The sequence below is a fragment of the Streptomyces sp. NPDC060205 genome (assembly GCF_042728395.1).
In the GTDB taxonomy this organism is placed as follows: Bacteria; Actinomycetota; Actinomycetes; order Streptomycetales; family Streptomycetaceae; genus Streptomyces.
In genome coordinates, this window is the sequence record NZ_JBHWZP010000183.1 from 1 (window position 1) to 18,950 (window position 18,950).

The 18,950-nt window shown below is 69.6% G+C and carries 3 protein-coding genes; all 3 read left to right on the forward strand.

The genetic code is table 11. From position 1 onward, the window contains the following. Nucleotides 1–9: 9 nt before the first annotated feature. On the forward strand, nt 10–15,945 hold the full coding sequence (locus tag ACFWGJ_RS27715; protein WP_387329749.1) for a non-ribosomal peptide synthase/polyketide synthase: 15,936 nt from the start codon (nt 10–12) through the stop codon (nt 15,943–15,945). Then, complete coding sequence (locus ACFWGJ_RS27720) at nt 15,942–16,715, forward strand: FkbM family methyltransferase (protein ID WP_387329743.1); 774 nt, start codon at nt 15,942–15,944, stop codon at nt 16,713–16,715. The genes ACFWGJ_RS27715 and ACFWGJ_RS27720 overlap by 4 nt, the downstream gene beginning before the upstream one ends. Before the next feature lie 250 nt (nt 16,716–16,965). Further along, nucleotides 16,966–18,950: condensation domain-containing protein (locus tag ACFWGJ_RS27725; protein WP_387329746.1), on the forward strand; the 1,985-nt coding region annotated here is incomplete at its 3' end.

Below are 18,950 nucleotides of genomic sequence, written 5' to 3' on the forward strand. Positions count from 1 at the left end.
GCGGAGTGGCTGGCGGGGTTGCAGGAGGAGCAGGTTCGGGCGCGTCGGTTCGAGCACACGCCGTTGGTCACGATCGCCGAGTGCAGTGAACTGCCTGCTGGGCAGGCGTTGTTCAACACCCTCTTCGTCTTCGAGAACTACCCGGTAGAGGAGCTGGAGGCGGGTCAGGCGGACTCTGCGGAGAGCGGCCTGCGCACGGGCTTCAACCACATGCGCGAACAGGCCAACTACCCCCTGACCGTGGCCGCCAGTTCGGCACACCACCTCGCACTCCGACTCACCTACGACCGTGCCCAGTTCGACGCCGCGACGGTCGAGCGCCTTGGCGCGCATTTGGTGCGGGTGTTGGAGGTGGTGGCCGAGGGGGGCGACTGCCGGGTGGGTGACCTGTCGGTGTTGTCGGTGGGTGAGCGTGAGCGCTTGGTGGCCGCTGGCGATGGTGGCGAGGTGGCGCTGCCGGTGGTGGGTGGCGTGCATGAGCTGATCGCTGAGCGGGCTGCCTCGGCTCCGGATGCGGTGGCTGTGGTGGCGGGTGGGGAGTCGTTGACGTATGGCGGGTTGATGGTTCGGGCGAATCGTCTGGCCCATCACTTGCGCGGTTTGGGTGTGGGTGCGGAGTCGGTGGTGGGGCTGTGTCTGCCGCGTGGTGTGGACATGGTGGCGGCGGTTCTTGGTGTGTGGCAGGCGGGTGGGGCGTATTTGCCGCTGGATCCTGAGTACCCGGCTGATCGGTTGGAGTTCATGCTCGCGGATGCGGGTGTGGAGGTGTTGGTGGGTGAGCGGTCGATGGCCGAGGACTTGCCTGTGGATGCGGTGGCCGGCCGTGTGGTGTATCTCGACGATCCGGCCGTGCGGGAGACCCTTGCGTCCCTGCCGTCGAAAGCACCCGAGACGGCTCCGAGCGCTGACCAGCTCGCCTACGTGATCTACACCTCCGGTTCGACGGGGCGGCCGAAGGGTGTGCAGGTCGCGCATGGGGGTGTGGTGAATCTGGCGTTGGGGTTGCGGTCGGCGCTGGGTGTGGGTGTGGGCGTGCGGGTGTTGCAGTTTGCGTCGCTGAGTTTTGATGCGGCGGTGCTGGATGTGGTGGTGACGTTGGCTGGTGGTGGGGTGCTGGTGGTGGCCTCGTCTGCGGAGCGGCGTGTGCCGGTGGAGTTGCAGGCTCTGGTGCGTGCGCAGGGTGTGGTGTCGGCGAGTGTGTCGCCGTCGCTGCTGGGGGTCCTGGAGGAGGCGGCGCTGGCGGGTGTGGGCAGTCTGTTCGTGGGTTCGGAGCGCGTCAGCGGTTCGGTGGTGCGGGAGTGGGCGCCGGGCCGCAGGTTCTTCGTCGGCTATGGGCCGACGGAGACCACGGTGATTGCCTGTGCGGGCCTCGCGGATGCGGATGCGGATGCGGATGCGGAATCGGATGCTGATGCTGCCGCTGTGGGTGTGCCGGCGATCGGCAGGCCGTTGGCGAATACGCGGGTGTATGTGCTGGATGGGCGGTTGCGTCCGGTGCCGGTGGGTGTGGCGGGGGAGTTGTATATCGCGGGCGCCGGGGTGGCCCGTGGTTATGGAGGCCGTGCCGGCCTGACGGGTGAGCGGTTTGTTGCTGATCCGTTCGCGGCGGACGGCAGTCGGATGTATCGCTCGGGTGATGTGGTGCGGTGGCTGGGGGACGGGCGGCTTGATTTCGTGGGCCGTGCGGACGAGCAGGTGAAGGTGCGGGGCTTCCGCATCGAGCCGGGCGAGATCGAGGCCGTCCTGGCGGATCATCCGCAGATCCGCACCGCGGTCGTCGTCGCGTTCGGTGAGGGCACGGATCGTCGTCTGGCGGCGTATGTGGTTGCGGCCGATGGTGTGGTCGGGGTGCCGGCGGCGGGTGGGCTGCGGGAGTTTGCGGCGGGTCGGTTGCCGGAGTTCATGGTGCCGTCGGTGTTCGTGGAGCTGGCCGGGCTGCCGTTGACGGCCAATGGGAAGCTGGACCGTGCGGCGCTGCCCGCCCCGGACATGCAGCAGTCCATGAGCGGGGCAGTGGATTTCGTTGCTGCGTCCGGCACGACGGAGGAACTGGTCGCCGGTGTCTGGGCGGGTGTGCTGGGGCTTGACCGGGTGGGTGTGACCGAGAGTTTCTTCGGGCTGGGCGGGCATTCGCTGCTGGCCATGCAGGTGGTCTCCCGGATCCGTGAGGTGCTGGGTGTCGATGTGCCCGTGGCGGCGATGTTTGATCAGCCGACGGTGCGGGGTCTGGCCGCGGTGGTCCAGGACACGGTCCGCGGGCCGCTGGTGGAGCCGGTCAGGCCGGTCGACCGCACGCGGCCGTTGCCGTTGTCGTTCGCGCAGCAGCGCCTGTGGTTCCTCGACCAGCTCGACCCCGGATCCACCGAATACAACGTCGCACTCCCCGTCCTCCTCGACGGCGTGCTGGACATCGAGGCACTGGGCGCCGCACTGGGCGCGCTCGTAGTGCGCCATGAGGTGCTGCGCACCCGACTCGTCGCGGACGCGGACGGCGTGGCGCATCAAGTGATCGACCCGCCCGCCGAGTTCCCGCTCGCGGTGGTCGACGTGTCCGGCAGCGACGACCCGCTCGGTCTCGCCGAGCAGATGGTCGCCCAGGGCATGAGCGAGCCGTTCGACCTGGCGGTCGGGCCCCTGTTCCGCGGCACCCTGATCCGGCTCGGCATCGGCGAGCACGTCCTGTCGCTCGCCATGCCCCACGTCGTCTCCGACGAGTGGTCGGCGCGCATCATCCACCGGGAGGTCGCGGCGCTCTACGAGGCCTTCCGCGCCGGTGAGCCGGACCCGCTGCCGCCGCTGCCCGTCCAGTACGCCGACTTCGCGGTCTGGCAGCGCGACTGGCTCAGTGGCGACGTCATCGAGGAACAACTCGACTACTGGCGTGACCAGTTGGAGGGTGTGACCGAGCTGGAGCTGCCGCTCGACCGGACCCGTCCGCCCGTTCGGTCGTCAGTGGGGTCGAGTACGCAGTTCACCGTCCCCGCCGAGACGGCCGATGCGCTGCGCGGGCTGTCCCGCGAGAGCGGCACGACCATGTTCATGACGCTCCTCGCCGCCTTCGACGTCCTTCTAGGCCGCTACTGCGACACGGACGACGTCGCGGTCGGCACGGCCGTCGCCAACCGGAACCGGGCCGAGACCGAGAGCCTCATCGGCTTCTTCGTCAACACGCTCGTCATGCGCACGGACCTGTCCGGCGACCCGACGTTCGCCGAACTCCTCCGCCGGGTCCGGCACACGGCCCTGGGCGCCTACGCCCACCAGGACCTGCCGTTCGAGCAACTCGTGGACGACCTCGTCACCGAGCGGGACCGGTCCCGGACGTCCCTGTTCCAGACCTACTTCAACTACGTGCGCGACGGAGCCGGAGCGGCGGACGCCCCCGAAGCAGCCGGCCAGGACCATGGCCAGGACCATGACCAGGGCCCGGACGAGCACCAGGGCCACGATCAGCACCGGACCCAGGACGCAGTGCCCGCCGACGCCACGGCCCCCGCCGAAGCCGGTTCCGCCGCCCCAGGTCCCGCCATGACGCGCGACCTCACCCTCTCCGACCTGTCCCTGACCTTCCGGGACAGCGGCGACGGCGCCCTGTCCGGCGAGATCGAGTACAGCACCGCGCTGTTCGACGCCACGACGATCCAGCGCATGACCGGCCACCTGGTCGCCGTCCTCCAGGGCGTCCTCGATCCCGAGCGTCGCATCGGGTCCCTGGACCTGCTCGACGACCCCGAGCGCACGACGCTGCGGCAACTCGGCACCGGCACCGAGACGGACACGGAAGGACACCCCGTCCACCTGCTCCTCCAGGAGCAGGCGCACCGCACCCCGGACACCGTCGCCGTCGTGGAGGGGGACCGCCACCTTACGTACGGCGTGCTGAACGCGCAGGCCAACCGGCTCGCCCACCGGCTCCTCGCGGAGGGCGTCGGCCGCGAGGACGTCGTCGGTGTGTGCCTCGCCCGCGGCCTCCAGACGGTCGTTGCCCTGCTGGCCGTCCTCAAGGCCGGCGCCGCCTACCTGCCCTTCGACGCGGACCAGCCCGTCCAGCGGCTTGAGCACATGACCGAGTCCTCCGGCGCGGCGCTGGTCATCACCGAAGCCGCACTGGACGAGCGACTGTCGACCGTGTCCACGCCCCGCCTCCTCATCGACGCGGAGCGCCCTGACTTCGCCGTAGGCGCCACCACGACGGAGGCCGCCGCCACGACCGAGGCCGCCGCCACGACGGAGGCCGCCGCCCCCGGCGACCCCCAGGTCGACGTCACACCGCAGAACCTCGCGTACATCATCTTCACCTCCGGCTCGACAGGGCTGCCCAAGGGCGTGCTCGTGCAGCACCACTCGTGGAGCCTGCAGCTGCAGGAGATGAGCCGGCAATACGGCCTGAACTCGACCGACGTGACCCTTCAGCTGGCCTCCCTCACCTTCGACGCCGCGCAGGAGCAGCTCTTCGCGACCCTGCTGCTCGGTGGACGCCTGGTCCTGCGCGGAGCGGAGCAGTGGGCACCGGAGCGCGTGCTGCGCGAGATCCGGGAACAGGCCGTGACCTCCGTGGAGATCACCCCGGCACTCTGGGAAATGATCATTCCGGGTCTGGCGGCAGGTGCCACCCTCGGCCCGGACTTCCGCCGGCTGATCCTGGGCGGCGAAGCGGTGTCGCCGCAGGCACTCGACCAGTGGTTCGCGCAGACGTCCGTGCCCATCCACAACACATACGGACCGACCGAGACGACCATCACCTGTGTCGCCTCCGAACTGCGGGGACCGGTGCCCCTCGTGCCGATCGGGCTCCCGATCGCGGACACGAAGGTGTACGTCCTCGACGCCCGGTCGAAGCCGGTACCCGTCGGCATCCCGGGCGAGCTGTACATCGGCGGCGCGGGCGTGGCGCGCGGCTACGGAGGCCGCCCCGCGCTGACGGCCGAACGGTTCGTCGCCGACCCGTTCGCTGCGGACGGGTCGCGCATGTATCGCTCCGGTGACCGGGTGCGATGGCTGCCGGACGGGCAGCTGGAGTTCCTCGGCCGCACCGACCACCAGATCAAGGTGCGCGGCGTCCGCATCGAACCGGGTGAGATCGAAGCCGTCCTCGCCACCCACGACGGCGTCCGGTCGGCGGTCGTGACCGCCTTCGGCGACGGCATGGCCCGCCGCCTCGTGGCATACGTCGTCCCGGCCGACCTGGCCGCCGGCATCCCGCCGGTGGCCGAGCTCCGTGACCACCTGCGCCAGAGCCTGCCCGAGTTCATGACCCCCGCGGTGTTCGTCGAGATCACCGAGCTGCCGCTGACGCAGAACGGCAAGCTCAATCGCGCCGCGCTTCCGCAGCCCGACCCCGCCGCCCATGCGGACACCCACCAGTACGCGGCCCCCGAGGGCGCCACCGCGCAACTGCTCGCCGGAATCTGGGAGCAGGTCCTCGGAGTGGACGGGATCGGTGCCGACGACGACTTCTTCGGGATCGGCGGCCACTCGCTGCTCGCCACGCAGGTCATTTCCCGCGTGCGCGAGGTCTTCGGGACGGAGGTGCCGCTGTCCGCGCTGTTCGACCGGCCCACGGTACGCGGCCTGGCCGAGGCGATCGACACGTCCGGTACGGGGGTGACGGCGCCGTCGATGACCCGGGCAGACCGCGACGAACCGCTGCCGCTGTCGTTCGCCCAGCAGCGCCTGTGGTTCCTGGACCGGCTGGAGCCCGGTGCACTCGGCCACGTACTGCCGACCCCGATGCCCTGGACCGGCGCCCTGGATGTGGCTCTCCTGGGCGCGGCACTGAGCGGCGTGGTCGCCCGGCACGAAGTGCTGCGCACCCGCCTCGCCCCCGACGCGGCCGGAGTGCCGCGGCAGGTCATCGACCCGCCGGCGCCCTTCCCGCTGCCGGTCGTGGACGTGTCCGGGGCGGCGGACCCGGTGGGCGCGGCCCACGCCCTGGTGGCCGCAGACGCGGCCACCTCGTTCGACCTGACGAACGGCCCCCTCGTCCGCGCCGCCCTCATCCGCATGGCCCCGGACGAGCACGTCCTGGCGCTCACCCTGCACCACGTCGTCACCGACGAATGGTCGGAGCGCATCTTCCAGCGCGAAATGACCGCCCTGTACGAGGCGTTCCGCGCCGGCGAGCCCGACCCGCTGCCGCCGCTGGCCCTCCAGTACGCCGACTTCGCCGTCTGGCAGCGCCAGTGGCTGACCGGCGACGTCCTGGACGAGCAACTCGCCTACTGGCGCGACCGGCTAAGCGATGCCCCGGCGCTGGAGCTGCCGACGGACCGGCCACGTCCGGCTGTACGGTCCTCGACGGGCGCGCAGACCGCGTTCACCGTGCCGGCGTCGGCGGCGGAAGCGCTGCGCGCACTGTCGCGGCAGAGCGGCGCGACGATGTTCATGACGCTCCTCGCCGCCTTCGACGTCCTGCTGGGCCGGTATGCGGGGTCGGACGACGTGGTCGTGGGCACGCCGGTGGCCAACCGGAACCGTACGGAGACGGAGGGCCTGATCGGGTTCTTCGTGAACACGCTGGTGCTGCGGACGGACCTGTCCGGTGACCCGTCGTTCCGTGAGGTGCTGGCGCGGGTGCGGGAGACGGCTCTGGGTGCGTACGCGCATCAGGATGTGCCGTTCGAGCAACTGGTGGATGAGCTGGTCACGGAGCGGGACCGGTCCCGGACCCCGCTCTTCCAGGTCTTCTTCAGCTATGACACCGAGGGTGCCCCGGAGGCGCCCGGACAGGGCGCCGGTGAGTCATCCGCCCACGTCGATCGCACGGTGCAGTTCGACCTGGCGCTGCGGCTCGGTGACAGCGAGAACGGCGGGCTGTCAGGCCAGATCGAGTACAGCACCGCGTTGTTCGACAGCACGACGGTGGACCGGTTGGTCGGTCACTTGGTCACGCTGCTGGAGGCGGTGGCTGAGGAAGCGGACTGCCGGGTGGGTGAGCTGCCGGTGTTGTCGGCGGGTGAGCGTGAGCTGGTGACGGAGGGGTGGAACGCGTCGTCGGTCGAGTTGCCGATGGTGCGTGGGGTGCATGAGTTGATCGGCGAGCGTGCGGTGGCGACCCCGGACGCGGTGGCTGTGGTCGCAGGCGGGGAGTCGGTCACGTACGGCGGGTTGATGGCACGGTCCAACCGTCTGGCGCATCACCTGCGCGGTATGGGTGTGGGTGCCGAGTCGGTGGTGGGGCTGTGCTTGCCACGTGGTGTGGACATGGTGGCGGCGGTGCTTGCGGTGTGGCAGGCGGGTGGGGCGTATCTGCCGCTCGACCCTGAATACCCGGCTGACCGGCTGGAGTTCATGCTCGCGGATGCGGGTGTGCAGGTCGTGGTGGGTGAGCGTTCCCTGGTCGAGGGTCTGTCCGTCGGGCAGGGTGTGTGGCTCGACGACCCGGCCGTACGAGAGAACCTGGCCGGGCTGCCGTCGTCGGAGGCGCCCCAGGCGGCCCCGAGTGCCGACCGACTCGCGTATGTGATTTACACGTCGGGTTCGACGGGGCGGCCGAAGGGTGTGCAGGTCGCGCACGGCAGTGTGGTGGCCATGGTGTCCCCGCTGGCTCCGGTTCTCGGTGCGGGTCCGGGAACGCGGGTGCTGCAGTTCGCCTCCTTCAGCTTCGACGCGGCTGTCCTTGATGTGGCGGTGACGCTCGCTTCCGGCGGTGTTCTCGTCGTCGCGACGTCGGAGGAGCGGGCCGAGGCGGCACTCCTGACGTCGATGCTGCGCACCGAGGGCGTGGGCGCGGCGAGCGTCGTCCCGTCCCTGCTGGGTGTGCTGGATCCGGGGGCGGTGTCGGGGCTGCGGACGCTGTTGCTGGGTGCGGAGCGGCTGACCGAACCGGTCGCCCGCGCCTGGGCGTCCGGCAGGCGTCTGGTGAACACGTACGGGCCGACGGAGTCGACGGTCATGGTGACCACCGGTGTCGTGGACCCGGACCTCCTCACCGGTGCGCCCGCGATCGGCTCCCCGGTGGCCAACGCCCGTCTGTACGTTCTCGACGACCGGCTGAACCCGGTCCCGGTGGGGGTGGCCGGTGAGGTGTACATCGCGGGCCCGCAGGTGGCCCGCGGGTACCGCGGTCAGCCTGGTCTGACCGGCGAGCGGTTCGTGGCCGACCCCATCGCCGGCGACGGCAGCCGCATGTATCGCTCGGGTGACCGGGCGCGTTGGCTGCCGGACGGGCAGCTCGACTTCGTCGGCCGTGCCGACGGTCAGGTCAAGGTCCGTGGCTTCCGTATCGAGCCGGGCGAGATCGAGGCGGTCCTGACCGACCACCCGCAGGTTCGTTCCGCGGTCGTCGCCGCTTTCGGTGACGTCGAGGACCGCCGCCTGGTCGCGTACCTCGTGCCCGCCGACCAGGCGGCCGGCATCCCTTCCGTCGCCGACCTCCGCACGTACGCGGGCAGTCGGCTGCCCGCCTTCATGATCCCGTCCGGGTTCGTGGAACTCGCAGCCCTGCCGCTGACCCCGAACGGCAAGCTCGACCGCGCTGCCCTGCCCGACCCGGTGCAGAGCGCGGGTCCTGAAGGCGACTTCGTGGCGCCTGGTACGGCCACCGAAGTGCTGCTCGCCGACATCTGGGCCCAGCTCCTGGGCCTGGAGCGCGTCGGGGCGACGGACAACTTCTTCGAGCTGGGTGGGTATTCGCTCCTCGCGACCCAGATCGTGTCCCGCATCCGGGACGTGTTCGGCACCGACATCCCCGTAGCAACGATGTTCGACCATCCGACGGTCGCAGGCCTGGCCGATGTTCTCGCCGCCACCACGCCCGGCGCGACCGCCCCGGCATGGACCGTCATCAGCAGGGACGACGCGCTACCGCTGTCGTTCGCGCAGCAGCGCCTGTGGTTCCTGGACCAGCTTGAGCCCGGTTCGGTCGAGTACAACCTCCCGATGTACCTCCCGTGGGACGGCGACCTGGACGTCGCGATCCTGGGCAAGGCGCTCACCGAGGTCATGACGCGACACGAGGCGCTGCGGACCCGTCTCGTGGCGGACGCGGACGGTGTGCCACACCAGGTGATCGATCCGCCCGCCGAGGTGGTGCTGCCCGTGGTGGACCTCTCCGGATGCGCGGAGCCGCTGCGCGAGGCCGAGCAGTTGGCGTTCCTGGACACGATGGCACCGTTCCGTCTCGCCGACGGCCCCCTGGTCCGGGCCACCCTGATACGGCTCGGCGAGGGGCAGCATCTGCTTGCGCTGATGATGCACCACGTCGTGTCCGACGAGTGGTCGGCGCGGATCCTGCGACGTGAACTGGTCGCGGTGTACGAGGCCTTCCGCGCCGGTGTACCGAACCCGCTGCCTCCGCTGGCCCTCCAGTACGCGGACTTCGCGGCCTGGCAGCGCGAATGGCTCGACGGCGAGGTCCTTGAAGGACAACTGGCCTACTGGGCCGAGCAGCTGGCCGACACACCCGTACTCGACCTGCCCACCGATCGTCCGCGCCCTCCGGTGCGGTCGACCGAGGGAGCGATGGCGCCGTTCACCGTCCCGGCCGAGACGGCGGAGGCACTGCGCGCGCTGTCCCGGTCCAACGGCACGACGATGTTCATGACGCTGTTGGCGGCCTTCGATGTGCTGTTGGGCCGGTATGCGGGGTCGGAGGATGTGGTGGTGGGCACGCCGGTGGCGAACCGGAACCGTGCCGAGACCGAGGACCTGATCGGGTTCTTCGTCAACACTGTGGTGCTGCGAGGTGACTTGTCGGGCAACCCGTCGTTCACGGAGCTCCTCGGTCGAGTGCGCCGAACCGCACTGGGCGCGTACGCGCATCAGGACGTGCCCTTCGAGCAGCTGGTGGACGAGCTCGTCACGGAGCGGGATCGATCCCGCACACCGCTCTTCCAAGTCTTCTTCAGCTACGGGGCCGGCGAGGGCGAGGAGGTCCGCGGTACGGCCGACGCCGAGGAGCACCTCGGAAGTGCTCCCGGTCAGGTGGCCGCAGTCTTCGACCTGTGGCTGATGCTGGAGGAGTCCGGCGACGGCACGCTCAAGGCAGGCATTCAGTACAGCACCGGGTTGTTCGACGCGGTGACGGTGGAGCGGATGGCGGGGCATCTGGTCACGCTGCTGGACGCTGTCGTGGCGGACGCGGATCGGGCGATCGATGAGCTTGCGGTGCTGTCGGCGGCTGAGCGCGACCTGGTGGTGGAGGGGTGGAATGCGTCGGCGTTGGAGTTGCCGAGGGTGGGTGGGGTGCATGAGCTGATTGCCGCGCGGGCTGCCTCGGCGCCTGATGTGGTGGCGGTGGTGGCCGGCGGGGAGTCGGTGACGTATGGCGGTCTGATGGCCCGGGCCAACCGTCTGGCGCGTCATCTGCGGTCGGTGGGTGTGGGTGCGGAGTCCGTGGTCGCGGTGTGTGTGGAACGTGGCGTGGACTTGGTGGTGGCGGGGCTTGGGGTGTGGTTGGCGGGGGGTGCGTATCTGCCGCTGGATCCGGAGTTCCCGTCGGAGCGGCTGGAGTTCATGCTCGCGGACAGTGGTGCGGCTGTGCTGGTGGGTCATCGGTCGGTGGCCGGGGGACTGCCGGTGGAGTCGGCGCTCTGGCTGGATGACCCGGAAACGCGGTCGCTGCTCGAAGGTCTCTCGCCCACCTCTCTCGATGTGAGCTGTGCTGCTGATCAGTTGGCGTATGTGTTGTATACGTCGGGTTCGACCGGGCGCCCGAAGGGTGTGCTGGTGGACCAGGGCAGCCTGGTGAACTTCCTTTCCGGCATGGCCGCGCGTCCGGGGCCCGACTCAAACGATGTGCTGCTGGCGGTGACGACCTGGGGCTTCGACATCGCCGGGTTGGAGCTGTGGCTACCGCTGATGGTGGGTGGTCGTGTTGTGGTGGCTGGTCGGGAGGTTGCGGCTGATCCGGGTGCGCTGGCGGGTGAGCTGGAGCGCTGGGGTGTGTCGGTGATGCAGGCGACGCCGGTGACGTGGCAGATGCTGGTCGCGGACGGGTGGGCCGGACGGTCTGGGCTGCGGGCGTTGTGTGGTGGCGAGGCGCTGCCGGCCGGGCTGGCCGCAACTCTGATGCGGCAGGTGGACGAGGTCTGGAACATGTACGGGCCCACGGAGACGACGGTCTGGTCGACGTGTGAACAGGTCACAGGGGATGGGTTGTTGGGTATCGGGTCGCCGGTGGCGAATACCCAGGTGTATGTGCTGGATGGCCGGCTGGAGCCTGTGCCGGTGGGAGTGGCGGGTGAGCTGTTCATCGGCGGTGCCGGGGTGACGCGCGGGTACCTGGGCCGTCCGGGCCTGAGCGCGGAGCGGTTTGTGGCTGATCCGTTCGCTGCGGGTGGTGGGCGGATGTACCGGACCGGGGACCGGGTGCGGTGGCTGGCTGATGGGCGGCTGGAGTTCCTGGGGCGTGTGGATGAGCAGGTGAAGGTGCGTGGTTTCCGGATCGAGCCGGGCGAGATCGAGGCGGCTCTTGTCGGCCACCCGGCCGTCGGTTCGGCCGTCGTCGTCGGTCACGGCGCCGGGGTGGAACGCCGCCTGGTGGCGTACGTCGTACCCGCTGACCAGGCGGAGGGTGTCCCGTCGGCGAGCGGGCTGCGGGAGTGGCTGCGTGCTGGCTTGCCGGAGTACATGGTGCCGTCGCTGTTCGTCGAGCTGGCGGCGCTGCCGTTGACCCCGAACGGCAAGATCGACCGCAAGGCACTGCCCGAGCCGGACGGACGGGGTCTCGACTCGGAATCCCGACTCGTGGCGCCCGTTACTGCCTCGGAGGAACTGCTGGCGGGGATCTGGTCGCAGGTGCTGGGCGTGGAGCAGGTCGGTGTCACCGATGGCTTCTTCGATCTGGGTGGGCATTCGCTGCTTGCGACGCAGGTGGTTTCCCGGGTCCGGGAGGCGTTCGGGGCGGAGGTGCCGTTGTCGGCGCTCTTCGACCGGCCGACCGTGCGTGGGCTGGCGGCGGTGATCGAGACCTCGGCCGCAGAGGGAGCGCCGCCGGTCGTCAAGGCGGACCGTACGCGCCCGCTCCCGCTGTCGTTCGCTCAGCAGCGCCTGTGGTTCCTGGACCAGCTGGAGCCGGGCTCGACGGAGTACAACATGTCGACCCGGCTCCGTCTCAACGGCGACGTCGACCTTGAGGCCCTGAGCGCGGCACTGGACGCGCTCGTCGACCGCCACGAGATACTTCGCACCCGCCTGGTCGCCGGCCCGGACGGGGTCCCGTACCAGGTCATCGACCCGCCCGCTCCCATGCCCCTCCCCGTCCTCGATGTCTCGGGGAGTGTGGATCCCCAGGGCGCAGCGAACGACGTGCTCACGAAGGACGCCCTGACGCCGTTCGATCTGGCCAACGGCCCCCTGCTGCGGGGCATGCTCGTACGGCTCGCTGCGGACGAGCACGTCCTGTCCCTCGTCATCCACCACGTCGTCTTCGACGAGTGGTCGGACAGGGTCTTCCAGCGCGAACTGGCAGCCCTCTACGAGGCGTTCCTTGCGGGCGAGGCGAACCCGCTGCCGCCCCTGGAGTTCCAGTACGCGGACGTCGTCGCCTGGCAGCGCCAGTGGCTGACCGGCGACGTACTGGACGAGCAACTCGCTTACTGGCGGCACAAGTTGCTCGGTGCGTCGGAACTGGAGCTGCCCACTGACCGGCCGCGTCCGGCGGTGCGTTCCATCGAGGGAGCGGTGGTCCGGTTCGAGGCGCCCGCAGGTACGGCGGAGGCGCTGAAGACGCTGTCACGTGCGCACGGCACGACGATGTTCATGACGCTGCTCGCCGCCTTCGACGTCCTCATGGGCCGCTACGTCGACTCGGATGACATCGTCGTGAGCACGCCGGTCGCGAACCGGAACCGTGCCGAGACCGAGGACCTGATCGGCTTCTTTGTCAACACCCTCGTCATGCGCACGGACCTCTCCGGCGACCCGACCTTCGCCGAACTCCTCGGCCGGGTGCGCGAGACCGCCCTCGGTGCGTACGCGCATCAGGACCTGCCGTTCGAGCAGGTGGTGGACGCCATCGCCGATGTACGGGACCGTACCCGTGGCCCCCTCACCCGCGTCTCCTTCAACTACGCGGCCGAGGCGGCCGGAACCTCACCCTCCGACCGGCGGAGGGCCGACGGGGCCGGCATGGGCATCGAAACCGGCACGGGTCTGCTGCCGGTTCAGTTCGACATGGTCGTGGCGCTGGGGGAGGACAACGGTGCCCTGACCGGAGAAATCCAGTACAGCACCGCGTTGTTCGACGCGGTGACGGTCGAGCGGATGGCGGGGCGCATCGTGACGTTGCTGGGAGCTGTCGGCGCGGATGCCGAGCGGCCGGTGAGTGAGCTGCCGGTACTGACGGCGGCCGAACACGACCAGGTGGTAGGTGAATGGAACGCGACGGCGGAGCCGTTGCCGTTGGTGGGTGGGGTGCACGAGTTGATCGCCGAGCGGGCGGCGCGGACGCCGGACGCGGTGGCGGTGGTGTGCGGTGAAGTGTCCGCTGCATACGTGGAGTTGATGGCTCGGGCGAGCCGTCTGGCGCATTATCTGCGGTCTGCCGGCGTGGGCTCTGAGTCGGTGGTGGCGCTGTGCCTGCCCCGTGGGATCGACATGGTGGTGGCGATGCTCGCGGTCTGGCAGGCCGGTGGCGCGTATCTGCCGCTCGACCCGGAGTATCCGGCCGACCGGCTCGGGTTCATGCTTCGCGACAGCCGGGCCACGGTGCTCGTGGGCACCGAGGAGCTGGTCGACGAACTGCCGGTGGGACGTCTGCGGACGGTGCTCGTGGACGACCCGATGGTGCGGGCCGCACTGGCGGAACTGCCGGCGAGTGCGCCCGAGGTGGTGACGTCTCCCGATCAGCTGGCGTATGTGATCTATACGTCGGGTTCGACGGGGCGGCCGAAGGGTGTACAGGTCGCGCATCGGGGTGTGGTGAACCTGGCGCTGGCGCAGGCTCGTGTGTTCGGGGTCGGTGAAGGCGATGGGGTGCTGCAGTTCGCTCCGTTCGGTTTCGACGCGGCCGTGTCCGAGGTCGTGGTGACGTTGGCGGCCGGTGGCCGGCTGGTGGTGGCCACCGGGCAGGAGCGCGGCGAGCCGCGCGCCCTGGCCGCGCTCGTTCGGGAGAAGGACGTGCGGGTGGCGACGTTGCCGCCGTCGCTGCTGTCCGTGCTGGAGCCGGCCGACCTGGCTGGTCTGCGGACTCTCGTCACGGCGGGTGAGAGGCTGGAGGAGGCCGCGGCGGCTCGCTGGCGCTGCGAGTACCGCCTGCTGAACGCGTATGGTCCGACCGAGGCGACGGTGTGCGCGAGTATGGCCGTCCTCGACCCCGACGGTGAGGGCGTGCCGCCGATCGGTACGCCGATGGCCAACACCCGCGCCTATGTCCTGGATGCTCAGTTGCGCCCTGTGCCCGTGGGGATGGCGGGCGAGTTGTACATCGCGGGTACCGGTGTCGCGCGCGGCTACCTGGGCCGCCCCGACCTGACCGCCGAGCGTTTCGCGGCCGACCCCTTCGCCGCCGACGGAACCCGCATGTACCGCTCGGGTGATCAGGTGCGCTGGCTGGCGGACGGCCGGTTGGAGTTCGTGGGCCGGGCGGATGACCAGGTCAAGATCCGCGGGTTCCGCGTCGAACCCGGCGAGATCGAGACGGCGCTCGCCGCGCATGCCGCCGTACGCACGGCGGTCGTGACCGCGTACGGGCAGGCCGCTGACCGCAAGCTGGCCGCCTACCTGGTGCCCACCGACCACGAGGAAGGCATACCGGACTCCGCCGACCTGCGGGAGCTGCTGCTCGGGACCCTGCCGGAGTTCATGGTCCCGGCGGTCTTCACCGAGATGTCACGGCTGCCGCTCACCACGAACGGCAAGGTGGACAAGGCGGCGCTGCCGGAGCCCAGGACGGTTCGCTCCGCCGGCACGGAGTACATCGCGCCGTCCGGTGAGGCGGAGGAGCTTCTCGCGGAGATCTGGTCCGAGGTCCTCGGAATCGAGCGGATCGGTGCGCACGACAACTTCTTCGAGCTGGGCGGCAACTCGCTCCTCGTCACCCAGATCGTCGGCCGTATCCGCGGCGCGGGCCATGACATCAGCGTCGGGGACCTCTTCGACCACCCGACCCTCGCGTCCGCCGCGCCGCTGATCCAGATCCAGGCGGAGGACCCCGAGCTCCGCTCCGTGGTGACCATCCGCGCCGGCCGGACCAGCCCCGCGATCTTCGCCGTGCACACCCTGACCGGCGAGGTCGCCGCGTTCGCCGAGGTCGCCGGGCACCTGTCCGAGGGCCAGCGGTTGTACGGGCTGCAGGAACGCGGCCTGACCGGGGAGGACGAGCCGCCGTCGTCCGTCGAGGAGATGGCGACCACGTACATCGGCGAGATGCTGCGGGTGCAGAAGGAGGGCCCGTACCTGCTGACCGCACAGTCCGGGAGTTCCTACGTCGCGCTGGAGATGGCGCGCCAGCTCACCGGCATGGGCAAGGAGGTCGGCGGCGTCTTTCTCATGGCGCCGGCCCGTCAGCCCTTCGCCTGGCGCATGCCGGCCCAGGCGTTCGGCCGGTCCGACAAGAAGCTGCTGGCCGCGATCGAGACAGCTCTCGACGGAGCCGAGGGGACGAAACTCCCCCGAGCCGACGAGAAGAAACTGCTGAAGCTCGGAGCGCCGGACGACGAGATCGCCAAGGGCGTCCGCGAGGGCGACAAGCACGCCCTGCGGATCATGCGCGCCCTCCTCATCAACCACCTCGCCTACTCCTACTACGGCGAGCTCATGCACCGCGGCCTGCGGAACTACGACGGCCGGGTCGTGCTCCTCATGCCACGCGACGACAAGCCCAAGCCGTACAAGTGGACCCTTGAGCAGTGGCAGATCCCCGTCACGCGCGGTCCCGAGGTCGTGGACGTACCGGGCGAGCACTCGAACGTCTTCTACGGCGAGAGCGCCGAAGCCGTGGGCGCGTACCTGAGCGCCGAGATCACCCGTAGCGGCCGGCCGGCCGGAGGGGCGTCCGTATGACGGGGCAGACCAGCACGTACGAACTCCCCAACGGGCGCAGGATCACCTGCGTCAGCCCGGCGGAGGCCAAGGTCCTGTGGGCGGAGGCCGTGGACGCGGGGCTCTACAAGTCGGCCGCGGACGCGCTGCGGCCCGGGGCCACCGTCCTCGACATCGGGGCGAACATCGGAATCGTCTCGCTGATGTTCGGCTGGAAAGTGCCCGATCTCAGGATCGTTTCCGTGGAACCCGCGCCGACCACGTTCTCCTGCCTGGAGGCGAATCTGCGCAGCCATCTACCGGGCGCCGTCGCCGTACGCAGCGCGGTGGCCGACCGGGCCGGCGAGGCGACCTTCACCTATTACCCGAGGTCGACCGGAAACTCGGGGCTGTTCGCCGACCAGAGGGCGGACGACGAGAACACCCGCGTATTTCTGCGCAACACCGGAATTCCAGAGGAATACATCGGCGAGATAGTCAAGGATCTGCACCGCGGTATCGACATGACCGTCCCCACGCTCACCGTCTCCGATCTGATCAGGGCGCACGACCTGCCGGAGGTCAGCCTGTTGAAGATCGACGTGGAGCGTGCGGAACACCTGGTCCTGGCAGGAGTCGAGGACGAGCACTGGCCGCTGATCGGCCACATCGTCGCCGAGGTGCACGACGAGGCCGGCAGGCTCCGAACCCTCACCGACCTCCTTGAATCGCACGGCTTCACCGTCGAAGTGAACCAGCAGCCCAAGCTCGACGGCACGGATCTGTACGAACTCGCCGCCACGCGGCCGTAAAGCGGGACAGGGCGCGAGAGGCCGCCGCAGTCCGCTGTGAACAGCGCCCCCGGGAGCACGCGACAGGGCGTTCAAACGCCGCCGCGCAGCAGTTGAACACGGCGCCGGAATAACTCCAGGTGACCGCACGCCACGTACGCCATGACGCCGCTGGATGAATGATCCAGGGGTGTGCCATGGTGAGGCGGGGTTCTCCCGACGACGCACCGTCATGCACACATTCAGCTTTCTCATTTGCAGGGGACAACTGATGCTTTCTGACGCCAAGCGGGAATTGCTGAAGCGACGCCTCAGGGGAGAGCAGGTATCGCGCCGTGCGTGGGAGCCGCGTCCCGACGGGCCCCTTCCCCTGTCCTTTGCCCAGCAGCGCCTGTGGTTCCTCCACCAGTTGGAATCCGGTTCGACCGAGTACAACCTGTCGATGCGCGTGCGATGGGACGGCACGCCCGACGTGGCGGCGCTGGGCGCGGCGTTGGGCGGTGTGGTGGCGCGGCACGAGGTGCTGCGGACGCGCTTGGTGGCCGGTGCGGACGGTGTGCCGCATCAGGTGATCGACGCGCCGGCGCCGTTCCCGCTGCCGGTCGTCGACGTCTCCGGCAGCAGTGACCCGGCCCAGGCCGTGCGGGAGTTGGCGGCGGCCGACGCGCAGGTGCCCTTCGACCTGTCGACGGGACCGCTGATCCGCGCGACGCTGCTGCGCGCTGGCCAGGGCGAGCACGTCCTCGTGGTCGCCCTGCACCACGTGGTCTTCGACGAGTGGTCGGACCGGATCTTCCACCGTGAACTCGGGGTTCTGTACGAGGCGTTCCGTGCGGGTGAGTCGGATCCGTTGCCGCCGCTTGAGGTGCAGTATGCGGATTTTGCGGTGTGGCAGCGGCAGTGGCTTGACGGTGAGTTGCTTGAGCGTCAGCTCGGTTACTGGTCGGAGCGGTTGGAGGGGGCTGCGGTTCTGGATCTGCCGACGGATCGGCCTCGGCCGGCGATCCGGTCGTCTGCGGGTGCGGTGGCGAGGTTTGAGATTCCGCGGGAGACGGTGGAGTCGCTGCGTGAGTTGTCGCGTGCGTGTGGTGTCTCGATGTTCATGCTGCTGTTGTCGGCGTATGCGGTGCTGTTGGGGCGGTGTGCGGGGTCGGAGGATGTGGTGGTGGGCACGCCGGTCGCCAACCGGAACCGTGCCGAGACGGAGGGCCTGATCGGGTTCTTCGTGAACACGTTGGTGATGCGGACGGACCTGTCCGGTGACCCGTCGTTTCGTGAGGTGTTGGGGCGGGTGCGGGAGACGGCTCTGGGTGCGTATGCGCATCAGGATGTGCCGTTTGAGCAGGTGGTGGAAGCGTTGGTGTCGGAGCGGGATCGCTCGCGGACGCCGTTGTTCCAGGCACTGTTCAACTACGACTTCGTCGAGGGCGGCTCGTTCGAGAGCGTCAGCGCTGACGACGAGGTCGATGCGAAGTTCGATCTGCGTCTCGTGCTGAGCGACAGTGGCGAGAGGCTGGGTGCCGAGTTCGAGTACAGCACCGCGCTGTTCGATGCGGTGACGGTGGAGCGGCTGGGCGGGCATCTCGTCACGCTGTTGTCGGCGGTGGCGGCGGACGCGGATCAGCGGGTGGGTGCGCTGCCGGTATTGACTGCCGGCGAGCGTGAGGTCCTGGTCCAGGGGTGGAATGCGCCGTCGGTGGATGTGCCGGCGGTGGGTGGGGTGCATGAGCTGATCGCGGAGCGGGCGGTTGCGACCCCGGATGCCGTGGCTGTCGTCGTCAGCGGTCAGTGGGTCACCTATGGCGGGTTGATGGGTCGGGCGAATCGTCTGGCGCATTACCTGCGGTCGGTGGGTGTCGGCTCGGAGTCGGTGGTGGCGCTGTGTCTGCCGCGTGGTGTGGACATGGTGGTGGCGATCCTGGCGGTGTGGCAGGCAGGTGGGGCGTATCTGCCGTTGGATCCGGAGTATCCGGTGGACCGGCTGGGGTTCATGCTGCGTGACAGCCGGGCGACGGTGCTGGTGGGTACTGAGGAACTGGTCGACGAGCTGCCGGTGGGGCGGCTGCGGACGGTGCTCGTGGACGACCCGATGGTGCGGGCGGTGCTGGCGGGGCTGCCGGCGGATGCGCCCGGGGTGACTGTCAGCGCTGACCGGCTCGCCTATGTGATTTATACGTCGGGTTCGACGGGGCGGCCGAAGGGTGTGCAGGTCACGCATGGTGGTCTGGTGCATTACGTGGTTGCGGTGGGTGAGCG

What these genes read in the sequence shown, in the direction of transcription:
- ACFWGJ_RS27720 (WP_387329743.1), top strand. Translation starts at nt 15,942, where the DNA reads ATGACGGGGCAGACCAGCACGTACGAACTCCCCAACGGGCGCAGGATC.